General features: G+C 33.0%; 18 protein-coding genes and 1 other annotated feature. All 18 genes read left to right on the top strand.

The window, feature by feature from the left end:
• Positions 1-45 precede the first annotated feature (45 nt).
• Positions 46-122: a sequence feature (ribosomal protein L21 leader region), on the top strand.
• A 13-nt stretch (positions 123-135) separates the two neighbouring features.
• The 18 genes from rplU to aspS all read left to right on the top strand — a co-directional run bounded on the left by rplU (position 136) and on the right by aspS (position 19,897).
• Positions 136-444 (top strand): 50S ribosomal protein L21, encoded by a 309-nt coding sequence (gene rplU / locus F1592_RS07240; protein ID WP_002448968.1) that lies wholly within the window; start codon positions 136-138, stop codon positions 442-444.
• A 3-nt stretch (positions 445-447) separates the two neighbouring features.
• Positions 448-768: a ribosomal-processing cysteine protease Prp gene (locus F1592_RS07235; protein ID WP_037536746.1), complete on the top strand. Its 321-nt coding sequence runs from the start codon at positions 448-450 to the stop codon at positions 766-768.
• 11 nt (positions 769-779) lie between these two features.
• Positions 780-1,064 carry a 50S ribosomal protein L27 gene (gene rpmA / locus F1592_RS07230; RefSeq protein ID WP_011275573.1) on the top strand — a complete coding sequence of 95 codons (285 nt, stop codon included), beginning with the start codon at positions 780-782 and terminating at the stop codon, positions 1,062-1,064.
• A gap of 152 nt (positions 1,065-1,216) precedes the next feature.
• Positions 1,217-2,509, top strand: coding sequence for a GTPase ObgE (gene obgE, locus F1592_RS07225; protein WP_011275575.1), 1,293 nt, complete (start codon positions 1,217-1,219; stop codon positions 2,507-2,509).
• A gap of 11 nt (positions 2,510-2,520) precedes the next feature.
• A complete protein-coding gene (locus F1592_RS07220) occupies positions 2,521-2,976 on the top strand; it encodes an ACT domain-containing protein (RefSeq protein WP_037536739.1) in 456 nt (151 codons plus the stop codon).
• A 12-nt stretch (positions 2,977-2,988) separates the two neighbouring features.
• On the top strand, positions 2,989-3,594 hold the full coding sequence (ruvA, locus tag F1592_RS07215) for a Holliday junction branch migration protein RuvA (RefSeq protein ID WP_037550970.1): 606 nt from the start codon (positions 2,989-2,991) through the stop codon (positions 3,592-3,594).
• Positions 3,595-3,646: 52 nt separating this feature from the next.
• Positions 3,647-4,642: a Holliday junction branch migration DNA helicase RuvB gene (gene ruvB / locus F1592_RS07210; RefSeq protein WP_037536735.1), complete on the top strand. Its 996-nt coding sequence runs from the start codon at positions 3,647-3,649 to the stop codon at positions 4,640-4,642.
• Between the two features lie 12 nt (positions 4,643-4,654).
• A complete protein-coding gene (gene queA, locus F1592_RS07205) occupies positions 4,655-5,680 on the top strand; it encodes a tRNA preQ1(34) S-adenosylmethionine ribosyltransferase-isomerase QueA (RefSeq protein ID WP_053016707.1) in 1,026 nt (341 codons plus the stop codon).
• A gap of 19 nt (positions 5,681-5,699) precedes the next feature.
• Positions 5,700-6,839, top strand: a complete 1,140-nt coding sequence (gene tgt / locus F1592_RS07200; protein ID WP_053016706.1) for a tRNA guanosine(34) transglycosylase Tgt — start codon at positions 5,700-5,702, stop codon at positions 6,837-6,839.
• Between the two features lie 15 nt (positions 6,840-6,854).
• Entirely contained in the window at positions 6,855-7,115 is a 261-nt protein-coding gene (gene yajC, locus F1592_RS07195) for a preprotein translocase subunit YajC (protein ID WP_011275581.1), read from the top strand.
• A gap of 225 nt (positions 7,116-7,340) precedes the next feature.
• The gene (gene secDF, locus F1592_RS07190) at positions 7,341-9,626 is read left to right on the top strand and encodes a protein translocase subunit SecDF (RefSeq protein ID WP_149809637.1); all 2,286 of its coding nucleotides are present in this window, start codon (positions 7,341-7,343) and stop codon (positions 9,624-9,626) included.
• A 141-nt stretch (positions 9,627-9,767) separates the two neighbouring features.
• Positions 9,768-12,041 (top strand): single-stranded-DNA-specific exonuclease RecJ, encoded by a 2,274-nt coding sequence (gene recJ, locus F1592_RS07185; RefSeq protein ID WP_107609954.1) that lies wholly within the window; start codon positions 9,768-9,770, stop codon positions 12,039-12,041.
• A 21-nt stretch (positions 12,042-12,062) separates the two neighbouring features.
• Positions 12,063-12,581 carry an adenine phosphoribosyltransferase gene (locus tag F1592_RS07180; RefSeq protein ID WP_037536725.1) on the top strand — a complete coding sequence of 173 codons (519 nt, stop codon included), beginning with the start codon at positions 12,063-12,065 and terminating at the stop codon, positions 12,579-12,581.
• A 369-nt stretch (positions 12,582-12,950) separates the two neighbouring features.
• Positions 12,951-15,140 carry a RelA/SpoT family protein gene (locus tag F1592_RS07175; protein WP_149809636.1) on the top strand — a complete coding sequence of 730 codons (2,190 nt, stop codon included), beginning with the start codon at positions 12,951-12,953 and terminating at the stop codon, positions 15,138-15,140.
• Between the two features lie 15 nt (positions 15,141-15,155).
• Positions 15,156-15,608 carry a D-aminoacyl-tRNA deacylase gene (gene dtd / locus F1592_RS07170; RefSeq protein WP_149809635.1) on the top strand — a complete coding sequence of 151 codons (453 nt, stop codon included), beginning with the start codon at positions 15,156-15,158 and terminating at the stop codon, positions 15,606-15,608.
• Positions 15,605-16,480: an N-acetylmuramoyl-L-alanine amidase family protein gene (locus tag F1592_RS07165; RefSeq protein ID WP_037536719.1), complete on the top strand. Its 876-nt coding sequence runs from the start codon at positions 15,605-15,607 to the stop codon at positions 16,478-16,480. Before dtd ends, F1592_RS07165 begins: the two co-directional genes overlap by 4 nt.
• Before the next feature lie 361 nt (positions 16,481-16,841).
• Positions 16,842-18,113: a histidine--tRNA ligase gene (hisS, locus tag F1592_RS07160; protein ID WP_037536717.1), complete on the top strand. Its 1,272-nt coding sequence runs from the start codon at positions 16,842-16,844 to the stop codon at positions 18,111-18,113.
• 17 nt (positions 18,114-18,130) lie between these two features.
• Entirely contained in the window at positions 18,131-19,897 is a 1,767-nt protein-coding gene (aspS, locus tag F1592_RS07155; protein WP_053016703.1) for an aspartate--tRNA ligase, read from the top strand.
• Positions 19,898-20,007 lie beyond the last annotated feature (110 nt).

Genomic DNA, 20,007 nt, shown 5'->3' with positions numbered 1-20,007 from the left:
ACCGGTATTTAGTAATGGTAAGATGCAATAGTTGAGTAGTTTTATAGCTACATACAACCGCTCAAATATAGGTTTAAGAACATTTATAATGTCACCTATATATGGCGTGACTTATTAATATAGGAGGTGCAAAGTATGTTTGCTATTATCGAAACAGGCGGTAAACAAATTAAAGTAGAAGAAGGTCAAGAAATCTTCGTTGAAAAATTAGATGTTAATGAAGGTGACTCATTCACATTTGATAAAGTATTATTTGTAGGTGGCGATTCAGTTAAAGTTGGTGCCCCAACTGTTGAAGGTGCTACTGTTACTGCTACAGTTAACAAACAAGGTCGCGGTAAAAAAATCACTGTATTTACGTATAAACGTCGTAAAGACTCTAAACGTAAAAAAGGCCATCGTCAACCATATACTAAATTAACTATTGATAAAATCAACGCTTAATTTATGATTACAGTCGACATCACTATTAATGATAGTGGAAAAGTAACAGACGTTATTATGGATGGTCATGCTAATCATGGTGAATATGGACATGACATTGTTTGTGCAGGTGCGTCAGCGGTTTTATTTGGAAGCGTTAATGCAATTCTAGGTTTAACTTCTGAGAAACCAGACATTGACTATGAGGATGATGGAGGTCATTTTCATATTAGAAGTGTAGATACAAACAATGAACAAGCGCAATTAATTCTTCAAGCAATGTTAGTTTCTTTACAAACGATTGAAGATGAATATAATGAAAATATCAGATTAAATTACAAGTGAGGTGTATCCCGATGTTAAAATTAAACTTACAGTTCTTCGCATCTAAAAAAGGGGTAAGTTCTACTAAAAACGGTCGTGACTCAGAATCAAAACGTTTAGGTGCTAAACGTGCTGATGGTCAATACGTTACAGGCGGCTCTATTTTATACCGTCAACGTGGTACTAAAATTTATCCTGGTGAAAATGTAGGTCGTGGTGGCGATGATACATTATTCGCTAAAATCGACGGCGTTGTTCGTTTCGAACGTAAAGGTCGCGACAAAAAACAAGTTTCTGTATACGCAGTAGCTGAATAATTTTGTCTAGTTAACACCAGAAGTGAATGCTTCTGGTGTTTTATTTTGTTTTAATATAAAAGTAGTAACTTTATAGTGTTAATTTTTCATGCTTTAATGGATAATGATATAATGTTGTCATTAAAGAACAAATCGTAAAAGAGGTGAGATATATGTTTGTCGATCAAGTTACAATATCTCTTAAAGCTGGTGATGGTGGTAATGGTATCACTGCCTATAGAAGAGAGAAATATGTTCCATTTGGAGGACCAGCTGGTGGCGACGGTGGTAAGGGCGCATCAGTTGTTTTTGAAGTAGATGAGGGATTAAGAACATTATTAGATTTTAGATACCAACGTCATTTTAAAGCTAAAAAGGGCGAAAATGGGCAAAGTAGTAATATGCATGGTAGAGGTGCAGACGATTTAGTGTTAAAAGTACCTCCTGGTACAATAATCAAAAGTGTGGAAACTGATGAAGTATTAGCTGACCTTGTTGAAGATGGCCAACGTGCTGTCGTAGCTCGTGGTGGACGTGGTGGACGAGGTAATTCTCGTTTTGCTACACCTAGAAACCCAGCACCAGACTTTAGTGAAAATGGTGAGCCAGGTGAAGAATTAGATGTAACATTAGAGCTTAAATTATTAGCAGATGTTGGATTAGTTGGATTCCCTAGTGTTGGTAAATCAACATTATTGTCAATAGTTTCAAAAGCAAAGCCTAAGATTGGTGCGTATCATTTTACTACAATTAAGCCAAATTTAGGTGTCGTTTCAACACCTGACAATAGAAGTTTTGTTATGGCCGATTTACCAGGTTTAATTGAAGGCGCTTCAGATGGTGTTGGATTAGGACATCAGTTTTTAAGACATGTTGAACGTACAAAAGTGATTGTTCATATGATAGATATGAGTGGGTCAGAAGGTAGAGATCCATTTGATGATTACCAAATTATAAATAAAGAATTAGTAAATTATAAACAACGATTAGAGGATAGACCTCAAATTGTGGTCGCTAATAAAATGGATATGCCCGATGCACAAGATAATTTAACTTTATTTAAAGAACAAGTTGATGATAGCGTTACGATAATTCCTGTTTCTACAATTACAAGAGATAATATTGAACAGTTATTATACGCTATAGCAGATAAATTAGATGAAGTTAAAGATATTGACTTTAGCGTTGATAACGATGAAGAAATAGGTGTTAACCGTGTACTTTATAAACACACGCCTTCTCAAGATAAATTCACTATCACTAGAGACGACGATGGTGCGTATGTAGTAAGTGGTAATGCAATTGAGAGAATGTTCAAAATGACAGACTTTAATAGTGACCCAGCAGTAAGAAGGTTTGCTAGACAAATGCGTTCAATGGGTATAGATGATGCACTGAGAGAACGTGGCTGTAGTAATGGAGACATCGTTAGAATTTTAGGTGGAGAATTTGAATTTGTAGAATAGGAGTGCTAACAGTGGACAACAAAGATTATAAAAAGTTTTACTTGATACGTGAAGATGTCTTACCTGAATCAGTGGTAAAAACATTAAAAATTAAAGATGCTTTAAAAAATAATCCAGAATTGTCCATTTATGAAGCTGTTAAATTATTTGATCTTTCACGTAGTGCATTTTATAAATATAGAGAAACAATCTTCCCTGTAGATGAAAAAATGTTAGATCATCGTGAATTTACGCTTATTCTTTATGTTAATGATATTGTTGGGATGTTAGCGCAAGTACTTAATACGGTTTCTAAATTGCAATTATCTGTTCTTACTATACATCAAAGTGTACCAATGGAAGAGAAAGCTACGATAACATTATCACTTAGCGCAAAAGATACCACCATTTCAATTGATGAAATTATAAAGGCATTAAGAAATATTGAACATGTTTCTAAAGTTGAATTAATAAGTATGAGTATGTAAGGAAGGTAACGAATGTACGCTTATATTAGAGGTAAATTGACGCAATTATTTCCAACGCATGTAGTTGTTGAATCAACTAATGGTGTTGGATATGAAATTCAGACTCCAAATTCCTATCGATTTCAAAAATATTTGGAGAAAGAATTAGTAATTTATACATCTTTAATTGTTAGAGAAGATGCTCAGTTACTTTATGGATTTATTAATGAAGAAGAAAAAGATATGTTCCTAAGTTTAATCAAAGTTACAGGTATAGGTCCAAAGTCTGCATTAGCAATTTTAGCTACTAGTACACCAAATGAAGTTAAAATGGCAATTGAAAATGAGAATGATGCATATTTGACTAAGTTTCCAGGTATTGGTAAGAAAACTGCACGTCAAATTGTGTTGGATCTAAAGGGCAAAGTTCAAATTACAAATGAAACAACTGAGACACTTTTAAGCATCAATGAAGAAAATTCAAATAACGAAAAACTAGTTAAAGAAGCATTACTCGCCCTAGAGGCTTTAGGTTACTCAAAACGAGAAATTTCTAAAGTTGAAAAAGTACTCAACAAATCAACATTTGATTCTGTTGATGAAGCAGTAAAACTAGGACTAAAAACTCTTGTGTCTTAAATTTGAAAAATCATATTATTTACAACTACTAATGTAACTGGGGGGAGAAATTATGGATGACAGAATGGTTGATCAATCTTTGCATAGTGAAGAAACTTCTTTCGAATTATCACTTAGACCAACAATGTTAAAACAATATATTGGGCAATCATCAATAAAGAACAACTTAGAAGTATTCATTAAAGCAGCTAAACTACGTGAAGAGCCATTAGATCATGTACTTCTATTCGGTCCACCAGGGTTAGGTAAAACAACACTATCAAATATTATCGCAAATGAAATGAACGTTAATATAAGAACTGTCTCAGGTCCGTCATTAGATAGACCAGGTGACTTAGCAGCAATACTATCTGGTTTGCAACCTGGGGATGTACTATTCATTGACGAAATTCATCGTTTAAGCAGCACCGTTGAAGAAGTTTTATATTCAGCGATGGAAGATTTCTTCATTGATATTATCATTGGAAAAGGTGATGAAGCTCGTAGTATTAGAATAGATTTGCCTCCATTTACGCTAGTAGGTGCGACTACACGGGCTGGAAGCTTAACTGGTCCACTAAGAGATAGATTTGGTGTTCATCTGAGATTAGAATATTATAATGAGAATGATTTAAAAGAAATTATAATTCGAACAGCAGAAGTGTTAAACACAAAAATTGATGATGAAAGTGCAACTGAGTTAGCTAAACGTTCACGAGGAACGCCTCGAGTCGCAAATCGTTTATTGAAACGCGTTAGAGATTTTCAACAAGTCAATGAAGATGAACAAATTTATATTGAGACTACGAAACAAGCTTTACAATTGCTTCAAGTAGATGCAGAAGGTTTAGACTACATTGATCATAAAATGATGAGATGCATCATTAATCAATATGATGGTGGTCCGGTGGGTCTTGATACTATAGCTGTTTCTATCGGTGAGGAGCGTATAACAATTGAAGATGTCTATGAGCCTTTTTTAATTCAAAAAGGATTTATAGAGCGTACACCAAGAGGTAGAAAAGCTACTGCATTTGCATACGAACATTTCAAAAATTTTAATAAATGAGGGATATAAAAAATGAATGTTGAGGAATTTGATTATGACTTGCCTGAATCATTAATTGCTCAGACCCCATTAAAAGATAGAGACCAAAGTAGATTGTTAGTGTTAGGTAGAAACAGTGGTAACATTGAACATAAACATTTTAAAGATGTCATTGATTACTTGGAAACTGGTGATACACTTGTCTTAAATGATACACGTGTTATGCCTGCACGATTATTTGGTTTAAAAGAAGAGACTGGTGCAAAAGTTGAAATGCTTATGCTTACTCGAATTGAGAATAATGATTGGGAAGTTTTACTTAAACCAGCAAAGCGAATTAAAGTGGGGAATAAGTTGTCTTTCGGAGAGGGTAAGATAATAGCTGAATGTATAGAGGAATTGGATCAAGGTGGACGTATCATGCGTTTGCATTATGAGGGAATTCTTGAGGAAAGATTAAATGAACTCGGTGAAATGCCTTTACCGCCATATATAAAAGAACGATTAGATGATCCTGACCGCTATCAAACTGTTTACGCTAAAGAAAGTGGTTCTGCAGCAGCACCAACAGCAGGGTTGCATTTTACAGATGAACTTTTAGATGAAATTAGAGCAAAAGGTATAAATATTGCATTTATAACATTGCATGTTGGATTAGGAACATTTAGACCTGTAAGTGTTGAAGATATTAATGACCATGAAATGCATAGTGAATATTATCAAATGACCCAAGAAACAGCTGACTTATTAAATCAAACAAAAAAAGAAGGTCATAGAATCATTTCTGTAGGTACAACCTCAACAAGGACTTTAGAGACTATTCGTCGTGATTACAATGAATTTGTAGCTGTTAGTGGATGGACTGATATTTTTATATATCCAGGATTTACATATAAAGCTATAGATGGTTTAATTACTAATTTCCATTTACCTAAATCAACTTTAGTCATGCTTGTATCAGCATTTAGTAGTCGAGAAAACATTTTAAACGCATATAAAGAAGCTGTTAAACTAGAATATAGATTTTTCAGTTTTGGAGATGCGATGTTAATTATTTAATGAATGAGAGGTATTAAATATGCCAGCAGTAACTTATGAACATATAAAGACTTGTAAACAATCAGGTGCACGTTTAGGTATCGTTCATACACCACACGGTTCTTTTGAAACGCCTATGTTTATGCCAGTAGGAACAAAAGCAACTGTTAAAACAATGAGTCCTGAAGAATTAAGACAAATAGAAGCGAAAATAATATTAGGAAATACATATCATTTGTGGTTACAACCTGGAAATGATATTATCAAACAAGCTGGGGGTCTACATAAGTTTATGAATTGGGATGGCCCTATTCTTACTGATTCAGGTGGTTTCCAAGTATTTAGTTTAAGTAATCTTCGTAAGATAACTGAAGAGGGTGTTGAGTTTAGACACCATACAAATGGATCGAAGTTATTTTTAAGTCCAGAGAAATCAATGGAAATACAAAATGACTTAGGTTCAGATATAATGATGGCTTTCGATGAATGTCCGCCTATGCCTTCTGAGTATAAGTATGTTAAGGATTCAATTGAACGCACTACGAGATGGGCTGAGCGTTGTTTAAACGCACATAAGCGCCCAGAGGACCAAGCACTCTTTGGTATTATTCAAGGTGGCGAATATAAAGATTTAAGAGAACAAAGTGCTAAGGAATTAGTTTCTTTAGATTTTCCTGGATATGCTATCGGTGGGTTGTCGGTAGGCGAACCTAAACCAGTTATGTATGAAATGGTTGAACATACAGTGCAATATATGCCAGATGATAAACCTCGTTATTTAATGGGCGTAGGTTCTCCTGATGCATTAATTGAATGTAGCATACGTGGCATGGATATGTTTGATTGTGTATTACCAACGCGTATTGCTAGAAATGGTACATGTATGACTTCAAACGGAAGATTAGTAATTAAGAATGCTAAATATGCAAACGATTTTAAACCACTAGATGAAAATTGTGATTGCTACACATGTAAGAATTATTCACGTGCTTATATCAGACATCTGATTAAAGCTGAAGAAACTTTCGGTATCCGTCTTACTACTATTCATAATTTACATTTTCTGCTAAAATTGATGGAAGATATTAGACAAGCTATTCGAGAAGATCGTCTTCTAGATTTTAAAGATGAATTCTTTGAACAATATGGGCTTAATGTAGAAAACCCTAAAAATTTCTAATAAGGAGACAACATAATGAACGTTTCAGCACTTATTTTACCTATAATTTTAATTATAGTATTTTATTTCTTTTTAATTCGACCTCAACAAAAACGTGCTAAAGAACATCGTGAAATGATTAGCCGAATCGAATCTGGTCAACGTATTACTACTATTGGTGGTTTGAAAGGAACTGTTAAAGCTGTTGATGAAACTACAGTTGTTATCACAGTTAATGGTCATGGAACAGAAATGACTTTTGAAAAACCAGCTATTAAACAAGTAGACCCTTCTTAAAGTTAAGGGGAAATGAAATTTATTTATTAAAAACTGTCGACAAAGTTCATACTATGTTGACAGTTTTTTATATTATATGTATATGCGTAATAATCTTAATTTCACTAAAAGATGTAGTATGTTAATATAGATAGGTCATGTAATAACTATGTAATTTTTAATTAACTTGCACATGGTTTATTAAAAGATTATTCTTAGTACATAAGTAAACAATGAGGTGTTCATGTGAAGAAATTTAGTAGGATAATTGCATTCATACTAATTGTAGCCGTTTTGTTCGTTGGAATGGGGCTTACATATAAGAATGTAGTTAAAAACGTAAATCTTGGATTAGATTTACAAGGTGGATTTGAAGTTCTTTATCAAGTTAAACCATTAGATGGTGAAAAAAAAATTGATGAGAAAGCCTTACAATCGACTGCTAGAACTTTGGAAAATCGTGTCAATGTTCTCGGTGTTTCTGAACCTCATATTCAAGTTGAGGATCCAGACAGAATTAGAGTTCAATTAGCAGGTGTTAAAGATCCAGATGAAGCTCGTAAAATATTATCTTCGCAAGCTAATTTAACTATTCGTGATGCCAATGATAAAGTTAAATTAACTGGTAAAGATATTGTACAAGGTTCAGCTAAACAAGAATTTAAGCAAGGTACTAATGAACCAGCTGTTACATTTAAATTAAAAGATCGTGCTAAATTTAAAAAAGTAACAGAAGAAATTTCGAAAAAACAAGAAAATATGATGGTAGTATGGCTTGATTATAAAAAAGGAGATAGCTACCATAAAGAGTTAGAAAAACCTGAAGATAAACGTAAATACGTTTCAGCTGCTTCAGTAGATCAACCTATTAATTCTGATAGTGTTGAAATTTCAGGTGGATTCCATGGTCAACAAGGTGTGGAAAGAGCTAAACAAATTGCAGAATTACTAAATGCTGGTTCACTACCTGTTGATTTAAAAGAAATTTATTCTAATTCAGTAGGTGCACAGTTTGGTCAAGATGCACTTGATAAAACAATATTTGCATCAGCGATAGGTGTAGCAATTATATATCTATTTATGGTCGGTTTCTATAGACTACCTGGTTTAGTTGCTATCATCGCTTTAACTGTTTATATTTATCTTACTTTAGTAGCATTTAATTTCATTTCTGGTGTTCTTACATTACCAGGATTAGCAGCTCTCGTACTAGGTGTAGGTATGGCTGTAGATGCGAACATAATTATGTATGAAAGGATCAAAGATGAATTGCGAATTGGTAGGACGTTAAAACAAGCCTACTCTAAAGCAAACAAGAGTTCTTTCTTAACGATATTTGACTCGAACTTAACTACAGTTATTGCTGCGGGTGTATTATTCTTCTTCGGTGAAAGTTCAGTAAAAGGTTTTGCGACAATGTTACTCTTAGGTATTCTTATGATATTTGTAACAGCTGTATTTTTATCAAGAGGTTTATTATCATTACTTGTATCATCTAATTACTTTAAGAAGAAATTCTGGCTATTTGGATTTAGTAAGAAAAATCGACATGATATTAATGAAGGTGTAGATGTTCATGATCTTAAAACTTCATATGAAAAGTGGGATTTTGTTAAATTAGCCAAACCATTAATCGGATTCAGTATTCTGATTTTGATTGTTGGTATTGTGATTTTAAGTATATTCAAATTAAACTTAGGTATTGATTTCTCTGCAGGTACGCGTGTTGATATCGACTCTGATACAAAATTATCTCAACCTAAAGTTGAACGTACGATGAAAGACATGGGATTAACTCCAGATCAAGTTCAAATTAATGGTAGTGACAATAAACAAGCAACTGTGCAATTTAAGAAAGATTTATCTAAAAATGAAGTTGTAGAACTTAACAAAAAAGTGAACAATGAATACGGTCATAAACCAACTGTAAATACAGTATCACCAATGATTGGACAAGAATTAGCTAAAAACGCTATGAAGGCTCTTATCTATGCGGCAATAGGTATTATTATCTATGTTTCACTAAGATTCGAATGGAGAATGGGTCTATCATCAGTATTAGCATTACTGCATGACGTCTTTATGATTGTTGCATTATTCAGCTTACTTCGTTTGGAAGTTGATATTACATTTATTGCAGCAGTACTAACTATCGTAGGTTATTCAATTAATGATACGATTGTAACATTTGACCGTGTAAGGGAAAATCTGCATAAAATTAAAGTCATTACCAAACCAGAGCAAATCGATGACATCGTTAATCGCTCTATCCGTCAAACAATGACTCGTTCCGTTAATACTGTTTTAACAGTAATTGTTGTCGTAGTTGCGATTTTAATATTTGGGGCATCAAGCTTATTCAATTTCTCATTAGCATTATTAATTGGATTAGTATCTGGTGTATTCTCTTCAGTATTTATCGCTGTACCTTTATGGGGTATAATGAAGAAACGACAACTTAAAAAAGCAGATAATGGTAAATTAACGGTATACAAAGAGAAAAAATCAAATGATGAAAAGATTTTAGTATAAATTATTAGGGAGTAGGACATTGCATTCAATGTTCTACTCTTTTTCTAATATCATTAATAGTTTTATCAACTTAACGTTGTTTACTTTTTATTTAGTTGAATTTTCGGTATAATGGCCTTTGGAAAAAGGGAGGATAATTACATGATTAAATCTAAATATAACTGGCTCTATGAACCTCCAACAGAATACATAAATGAAACTTTAATAAAAAAATATCAATTAACACCGATTATAAAAAAACTACTTGAAAGTAAATCGATAACTGATGATGAGTCAATTAAAGCCTTATTAGATGAAACCATCATTAACCACAATCCATGGCTATTAAGTGATATGGAAAAAGCGGTGACTCGAATCAATGAAGCAATTGATAAAAATGAGCGTATATTGGTATATGGTGATTATGATGCCGATGGTGTCACTTCTACAACTATATTAGTTAATACATTGCAGACATTAGGTGCTGAAGTGGGTTGGTATATTCCTAATCGATTTTCAGAAGGTTATGGACCAAATGAACTTGCATTTAGAAATGCCTATGATGAAGGCGTGTCTCTCATCATAACTGTCGATAATGGCATACAAGGTCATAAAGAGATTGAAATGGTACAAAAGCTAGGAGTTGATGTCATAGTAACTGATCATCATGAAATTGGACGTACTTTGCCTGAAGCGTATGCCATCGTACATCCAATGCATCCAGAGTATGAATACCCATTTCACTTTTTATGTGGTGCTGGTGTAGCTTACAAATTATCTCAAGTTTTATTAGAAAATCCTCCTAATTATTTTGTAAGTTTAGCTGCGATTGGTACTATAGCAGATTTAGTGTCAATGACAGATGAAAACCGCTCTATAGTAAAACAAGGTTTATCATTTTTAAATCAAAACTGCCCGATTCAAATTAAAGCATTACTTAACCAAGCTGGTTATAATGACACGATTAACGAAGAAACTGTAGGTTTTATTATAGGGCCGCGACTTAATGCCGTTGGTAGATTAGAGGATGCATCATTAGCTGCTGAGTTATTAATGACCGAAGATGAAGAAGAGGCTGAATTTCTTGCCGAACAAGTAGAACATTTTAATGTTGAACGTAAAGAAATAGTAGCTCAGATAACTGATGAGGCACTAGCCATTGCTGAAGAAAAAGTGAATAATGGCAATCAATTTTTACTATTAGCTAAAGAAAATTGGCATGAAGGTGTCTTAGGTATAGTAGCATCTAAAATTGTTGAGACATATGCATTACCTACCTTAATTTTGAATATTGATTTAGAACAAAATCATGCTAAAGGATCAGCTCGTAGTATAGAACAAGTTTCAATGTTTGAAATTTTGAGTGCACATCAAGATTTAATTTCTAAGTTTGGTGGTCATCATATGGCTGCGGGTATGACTATGGAAATAGATTATATTGAAGCATTAGAGCAAGGATTAAATGACTGGATGTTTAAATTATCAGAACATACGTCACTAGAACCGACGAAACATGTATCAGTTAAATTAGAAGAGAATGATATTTCAATAAATAACATTCGTGATATACAAAGACTAAGTCCATTTGGCACAGACTTTGAAAAACCATTATTGGAAATTGATGATAATGAAGTCGTTGATGTTAGAGCAATTGGAAAAGATAAAAACCATTTGAAATTAGTAACCGGTCAGTTACAATTACAAAGCCTATATTGGAAAAATGGTCAGTTAGCAACTCAAATTGAACCTGGTCAACCAATAAATCTACTAGGAAATTTACAAATCAATGAATGGAACGGAAATCAATCACCACAGTTTATTATTCAAGATATAGCAACGAATAATGAACAAATATTAGATTACCGAAGTAAACGTAAACAATTAAATATAGACCCAAACGATACTAGAGTTGCTTTTTTAATACACCCTAAAAAAGAAAAATTGAATCATAATTACTATTATTATGGTGATAAAATCGATCAAGAACACGAAGTAGTAATTTTAAGAGACTTGCCAAATGATTTAGACAGTCTTAAAGATAGTCTCAAAAACTTAAATTATTCACAACTCTATTTAGTATTGCAACATCAGCAGAGTATATATTTTGATGGTATGCCCACGTCAAATCAATTTAAAAGCTGTTTCAAAGCGCTAATGACCAAAAAAGAAACCAATCTTGAACAAGAGGGTATGTTACTGTGTCAACATTTGAATGTTAAACCTAATATTTTAAAATTTATGCTTAAAGTATTTTATGAGTTAGGTTTTGTAACAGAAGAAAATGGTATAATTAAAATTGTAGATAATGCTAACAAACAAAATATTGAAACAAGTCGTGTTTATCAATTAAGACAATCCAGAATGGAAGTTGAGAAACTTTTACTTTATGATGATTTTACGCAATTAAAAACTTGGATCAAATCACAGAAGGGTTAGTAAATAGGAGGAAATAGATATATGGATTTAAAGCAATATGTTTCGGAAGTGCAAGATTGGCCTAAACCGGGAGTTAGTTTTAAAGATATAACAACAATTATGGATAACGGGGAAGCTTATGGTTATGCTACCGATCAAATTGTTAAATATGCTAAGGAGAGAGACGTTGATATAGTTGTAGGTCCTGAAGCAAGAGGATTTATAATTGGGTGCCCTGTAGCTTATTCAATGGGTATTGGTTTTGCGCCCGTGAGAAAAGAGGGTAAATTACCCCGTGAAGTTATCCGATATGAATATGACTTAGAATATGGTACAAATGTTCTTACAATGCACAATGATGCAATTAAACCAGGACAACGTGTTCTTATAACTGATGACTTATTAGCTACTGGAGGTACTATAGAGGCGGCAATTAAACTAGTTGAAAAACTAGGAGGAATCGTCGTAGGTATTGCATTTATAATTGAACTTAAATATTTAAACGGTATTGAAAAAATTAAAGATTATGATGTCATGAGTTTAATTTCATATGATGAATAGATGACTAGAATTAAAAGACATAGTACTATGTTTTTTTATTTCTAACAACTTTTGGGAATGAGATAATGAATTCGTATAGGGATTCTATCTCATTCCCATTTTTTCGTTAAATTGTATACTTGATTTGATTTCAGCGTAACACCATTTATTTATTTAAAAACTTGTAGTATCATAGAACTATTATTTATAAAAATGTTAAGGCTTTTGTAGTTCTTTTAACATTTGATAAAATTAAAGTAATACTCGCATTTCTATATCTAAATAGATGATATACTCGGATTAATGAAGGACAATGTATGTTTTCTTAATTTTCAAAAATTCGAATATGAGTTGAGTATTTGAAATACAAATGAGTTGGGGTGTCATATATTGAATAACGAGTATCCATATAGCGCTGATGAGGTGCTAAATAAAGCTAAATCATATTTATCAACTGATGATTATCAATATGTCCTAAAAAGTTACCATATAGCTTATGAAGCCCATCAAGGACAGTTCCGTAAAAATGGTCTTCCATATATTATGCATCCTATTCAGGTAGCGGGCATATTAACAGAAATGCGTTTAGATGGTCCAACGATAGTGGCAGGTTTTCTGCATGACGTTATTGAAGATACGCCATACACATTTGATGATGTTAAAGATATGTTTAATGAAGAAATAGCTCGAATTGTTGATGGTGTTACTAAACTTAAAAAGGTAAAATACCGCTCTAAAGAAGAACAACAAGCAGAAAATCATCGTAAATTATTTATTGCAATTGCAAAAGATGTTCGAGTGATACTTGTCAAATTAGCCGATAGATTACATAACATGAGAACACTAAAAGCTATGGCTAGAGAAAAACAAGTGCGTATCTCTAAAGAGACACTAGAAATTTATGCACCATTAGCACATAGGTTAGGTATTAATACGATTAAATGGGAATTAGAAGATACTGCGCTTAGATATATAGACAGTGTTCAGTATTTCCGTATTGTCAATTTAATGAAGAAAAAGCGTAGTGAACGAGAAGCTTATATCGCTAATGCAATAGATAAAATTCAAACAGAAATGATTAAAATGGACATCACTGGAGAAATTAGCGGTAGACCTAAACATATTTATAGCATATACCGTAAAATGATGAAGCAGAAAAAGCAGTTTGATCAAATATTCGATTTATTAGCTATTCGTGTAATTGTAAATTCTATTAATGATTGTTATGCAATTTTAGGATTAGTCCATACATTATGGAAACCAATGCCTGGAAGATTTAAAGATTATATTGCCATGCCTAAACAGAACATGTATCAATCTCTCCATACAACTGTCGTTGGTCCTAATGGAGACCCTTTAGAAATACAAATTAGAACGTATGAAATGCATGAAATAGCTGAACATGGTGTTGCAGCTCATTGGGCATATAAAGAAGGAAAAACAGTTAATGAAAAGAACCAAGATTTTCAAAATAAATTAAATTGGTTAAAAGAATTAGCTGAAGCTGATCATACATCATCTGACGCACAAGAATTTATGGAATCACTGAAATATGATTTACAAAGTGATAAAGTTTACGCTTTCACACCTGCAAGTGATGTTATTGAATTGCCTTATGGTGCGGTTCCAATAGATTTCGCTTATGCAATTCATAGTGAAGTCGGAAATAAGATGATTGGTGCAAAAGTTAATGGTAAAATTGTTCCTATTGATTATGTTCTTCAAACCGGAGATATTATTGAAATTCGTACAAGTAAGCACTCTTATGGACCTAGTAGAGATTGGCTTAAGATAGTTAAATCATCAAGTGCTAAAAGTAAAATTAAAGGTTTCTTTAAAAAACAAGATCGTTCATCAAACATTGAAAAAGGTAAGTTTATGGTCGAAGCAGAAATTAAAGAACAAGGCTTTAGAGTAGATGATATTTTAACTGATAAAAATATAGAAGTTGTTAATGAGAAATACAATTTTGCTAATGATGATGACCTATTTGCAGCAGTTGGATTTGGTGGTGTAACGGCATTACAGGTTGTTAATAAATTGACCGAAAGACAACGTATACAAGATAAACAAAAAGCGCTAAACGAGGCACAGGAAGTTATTAAATCGCTTCCGATTAAAGATGATATCATCACTGATAGTGGTGTCTATGTCGAAGGTATAGAGAATGTATTGATAAAGCTTTCAAAATGTTGTAATCCAATCCCTGGAGATGATATTGTAGGATATATCACTAAAGGACATGGTATAAAAGTGCACCGTACAGATTGTCCAAATGTTAAAAATGAAACAGAACGATTAATAGCAGTTGAGTGGGTTAAATCTAAAGATTCTACTCAACGATACCAAGTAGATTTAGAAGTTAGTGCATATGATCGTAATGGTTTATTAAATGAAGTAATACAAGCAGTTAACTCTACAGTTGGAAGTATTATTAAAATCAATGGACGGTCTGATACTGATAAGAATGCAATTATCACTATTAGTGTTATGGTGCGTAATGTTAATGATGTATTCAGTGTAGTTGAAAAACTAAAACAATTAAGTGATGTATATACAGTGTCAAGAGTTTGGAATTAATGAGGTGCTATTAATATGAAAGTAGTTGTACAAAGAGTAAAAAAAGCAGCAGTTACAAATAACAGCATTCACAATGAAATCGACAAGGGTTTCTGTCTTTTAGTCGGAATAGGTAAAGATACAACGGAAGCAGATATAGATGCAGTTGCTAAAAAGATTATTAACGCTCGTTTGTTTGAAGATGAGAATGGCAAACTTAATTTAAATATCCAACAAGTTGAAGGTCAAATTTTATCTATCTCACAATTTACTTTATATGCTGATGTACGAAAAGGTAATAGACCAGGATTTTCAAATTCAAAAAATCCTGAAGAAGCCAATGTGTTATATGAAAAATTTAACACTGCTTTAAAAGCTTATGACGTTGAAGTGAAAACAGGTGAATTTGGTACTGATATGGAAGTTGAAATTATCAATGATGGTCCAGTTACTATTATTTATGAAAGTCAGGATGGCAAAATAATATGAACAAAATAGATGCATGGTTATCTAAACATGACCTTAAAAATCTGACAACATTGATTGTTGTAGGTGCTTTTATATTATTTTTAATATTATTATTTATGCTAATGAATCATAGTGATCAAGGGAGTAATAGGATTACAGTTTCAGAGAATGCTGAGTTACGAACTGGTCCAAATGCTGCTTATCCCGTGATTTATCAAGTCGAAAAAGGTGATACGTTTACTAGATTGAGTAAATCAGGTAAATGGATAGAAGTTGAAAGCAGAGATGGTTCTGAAAAAGGTTGGATAGCTGGATGGCATACAAGCTTAAATATTGAAGCGGATGCGAATAAAAAAGTAAACCCTTTGAAAAATAAGGTCATTGTCTTAGATCCTGGCCATGGAGGCAATGACCAGGGTGCATCCAGTAATACTTCAAAAAAGAGTTTGGAGAAGAACTATACTTTAAAAACAGCTAAAGAACTGAGACGTGCTCTTGAAAAAGCGGGGGCAACAGTTAAATTAACACGTTCTGATGATACATATGTTAGCTTAGATGATAGAAAACTTAATGGTGACGCATACATAAGTATACATAATGATTCTCTTGATAGTCCTAATGCTAATGGTGCAACTGTTTATTGGTATAAAAATAATCAAGAAGCTTTAGCTGAAACGTTAAATACAAACATACAAAAGAAAGCCATGTTGTCTAATAGAGGAACTCGACAAGAGAACTTCCAAGTACTCAGACAAACCAATAAGCCAGCCGTGTTATTAGAATTAGGATATATAAGTAATCCAACAGATGAGGTAATGATACGAGATCAAATCCATCGACAAGTTGTAGAAGAAGCTGTAGTGGATGGTTTAAAACAATATTTTGCCTCTTAAAGCTTGCAAACTATGCATAAACTCGTTATTATAATTAGTGAACTTTATATATAATACCGTTATGATTCTTGAAAGTATAAATGAAAGAGGTAGCAATAATTGATATTGTGAAGAGATATAATCCATGGCTGGAAGATTATACTGAGTAATTTATTATACTTTGAACACAAGAACAGGTGCTTTAATAGATTAAGCCGTTTTACGTACGTTACACGTTTTGAGTGGTAATTAAGTTTTACTAATGAATTTAATTACAATTAGGGTGGCAACACGGCAATTCGTCCCTTGTATAGCAGAAATGCTATATAAGGGACTTTTTTTATTAAAGGGAGTTTGTAAAATACAAAGAAGGAGTGATTGTGTGATTAGAATTCCTAGAGGTACACAAGATATCTTACCTGAAGATTCTAGTAAATGGCGTTACATTGAAAATCAACTTGATGAATTAATGAAATTATATAATTATAAAGAAATTCGCACGCCTATATTTGAAAGTACAGATTTATTTGCACGTGGCGTGGGTGACTCTACAGATGTCGTACAAAAAGAAATGTACACTTTTAAAGATAAAGGTGACAGAAGCATAACTCTAAGACCAGAAGGAACAGCAGCTGTTGTACGTTCATACATTGAGAATAAAATGCAAGGTATTCCAAATCAGCCTGTTAAATTATATTATAATGGGCCAATGTTCAGATATGAACGTAAACAAAAAGGGCGATACCGTCAATTCACTCAATTCGGCGTTGAAGCGATTGGTGCTGAAAATCCAAGCATGGATGCTGAAGTTCTAGCTATGGTGATGCATATCTATGAATCATTTGGCCTTAAACATTTAAAATTAGTTATCAATAGTATTGGTGATGCTGATTCACGTAAAGAATATAATGAGGCACTAATACGTCATTTTGAGCCAGTGATAGATACATTTTGTGATGATTGTAAATCAAGATTACACACAAATCCAATGAGAATACTAGATTGCAAAATTGATAGAGATAAAGAAGCGGTTAAAAATGCGCCAAGAATTACTGATTACTTAAATGACGATTCAAAAGCTTACTTTAATGAAGTGAAGACTCACTTAGATGATTTAGGTATTTCATATGTTGAAGATCCTAACCTTGTACGTGGTCTTGATTATTACACACACACTGCTTTTGAATTAATGATGGATAATCCTAATTATGATGGTGCAATAACTACCTTATGTGGTGGTGGTCGATATAATGGACTGCTTGAATTATTAGATGGACCAAATCAAACGGGTATTGGTTTCGCTTTAAGTATTGAAAGATTGTTATTGGCGCTTGAAGAAGAAGGAATTGATTTGGACGTCGAGGATACGTTTGATCTTTTTATCGTTACTATGGGAGAAGAAGCTGAACGATATAGCGTTAAGCTTTTAAATCAACTCAGAAAATCGGGTATAAAAGCCGACAAAGATTATTTACAACGTAAAGTTAAAGGCCAAATGAAACAAGCTGATCGCTTGAATGCTCAATATACTGTTGTTATCGGTGATCAAGAACTTGAAAATGAAGTGATTGACGTCAAAGACATGTCAACAGGTGAAACAGAAACTATTAACTTAAATAACTTAGTAAATTATTTTCAAGAAAAAAATAATTAATAAAAAGGAGAATATAAATGAGTAAAAGAACAACGTATTGTGGTTTAGTTACAGAAGAACTTTTAAACCAAAAAGTTACTTTAAAAGGTTGGGTTCATAATCGTCGTGACTTAGGTGGTTTAATCTTTGTGGATTTACGTGACAGAGAAGGTATCGTGCAAATCGTCTTTAACCCTGATTTTTCTGAAGAAGCTTTAAGTGTAGCTGAAACAGTAAGATCTGAATATGTAGTTGAAGTTGAGGGAACAGTAACAAAGAGAGATCCAGATACTGTGAATCCTAAAATTAAAACTGGTCAAGTAGAAGTTCAAGTTTCTAATATAACAATTATCAATAAATCAGAAACACCACCATTTTCTATTAATGAGGAAAATCAAAATGTTGATGAAAACATCCGTTTAAAATACCGTTATTTAGATTTAAGACGTCCAGAGTTGGCACAAACATTCAAAATGAGACATCAAACAACACGCTCTATTCGTGAATATTTAGATAACAATGGTTTCTTCGATATTGAAACTCCTGTTTTAACTAAATCTACGCCAGAAGGTGCCAGAGATTATTTAGTACCTTCTCGAGTTCATGAAGGAGAATTTTATGCATTACCACAATCACCTCAATTATTTAAACAATTATTAATGATTAGTGGTTTTGACAAATATTATCAAATTGTTAAATGTTTCCGCGATGAAGACTTACGTGCAGATCGTCAACCTGAATTCACTCAAGTCGATATTGAAATGAGTTTCGTTGATCAAGAAGATGTGATTCAAATGGGTGAAGAAATGTTACGAATAGTTGTTAAAGATGTTAAAGGCATTGACGTATCAGGTCCTTTCCCTAGAATGACTTATGAAGAAGCGATGAGACGCTATGGTTCAGATAAACCTGATACTCGTTTTGATATGGAACTTAAAGATGTATCACAGTTAGGTCGTGAAATGGACTTTAAAGTATTTAAAGATACTGTAGAAAATAATGGAGAAGTAAAAGCCATTGTAGCTAAAGGTGCAGCCGACAATTATACTCGTAAAGATATGGACGCATTAACAGAATTCGTAAATATTTATGGTGCTAAGGGTCTTGCATGGGTAAAAGTTGTTGATGATGGATTGAGTGGTCCAATCGCTCGTTTCTTTGAAGATTCAAATGTTGCGACTTTAAAAGATCTTACACAAGCTGAATCAGGAGACTTAGTAATGTTTGTCGCTGATAAACCAAATGTAGTAGCTCAAAGTTTAGGTGCTTTACGTATTAAAATTGCCAAAGAATTAGGTTTAATCGATGAAAATAAACTTAATTTCTTATGGGTAACAGATTGGCCGTTATTAGAGTATGATGAAGATGCTAAACGTTATGTAGCTGCACACCATCCATTTACTTCACCTAAACAAGAGGATATTAGTAAATTAGATTCAGAACCTCAAAATGCACAAGCGAATGCTTATGACATCGTTTTAAACGGTTATGAATTAGGTGGGGGATCAATCAGAATTGCAGACGGTGAATTACAAGAAAAAATGTTTGAAGTATTAGGATTTACAAAAGAACAAGCTAGAGAACAATTTGGATTCTTGTTAGATGCATTTAAATATGGTGCACCACCACATGGCGGTATTGCACTAGGCTTAGACCGTTTAGTAATGCTATTAACTAATCGTACAAACTTACGTGATACAATTGCATTCCCTAAAACAGCTTCAGCGACTTGCTTGCTTACAGATGCACCAGGTGAAGTCTCAGACAAACAATTAGAAGAGCTTTCTTTACGTATTCGTCATTAGATTTAACATATAAAATGATATAAATACATTAGTCATCAAAATCACAATGGATTTTGGTGACTTTTATTTAGCGTTTTTTCGTTTTTTTGTAGAACTATATTTAGCTGATA

The organism is Staphylococcus sp. GDX7P312P, from assembly GCF_008385775.1.
Taxonomy (GTDB): Bacteria; Bacillota; Bacilli; order Staphylococcales; family Staphylococcaceae; genus Staphylococcus; species Staphylococcus haemolyticus.
Note: the sequence above shows the minus strand (reverse complement) of the source record. Positions and strands in the feature narration are given on the sequence as shown.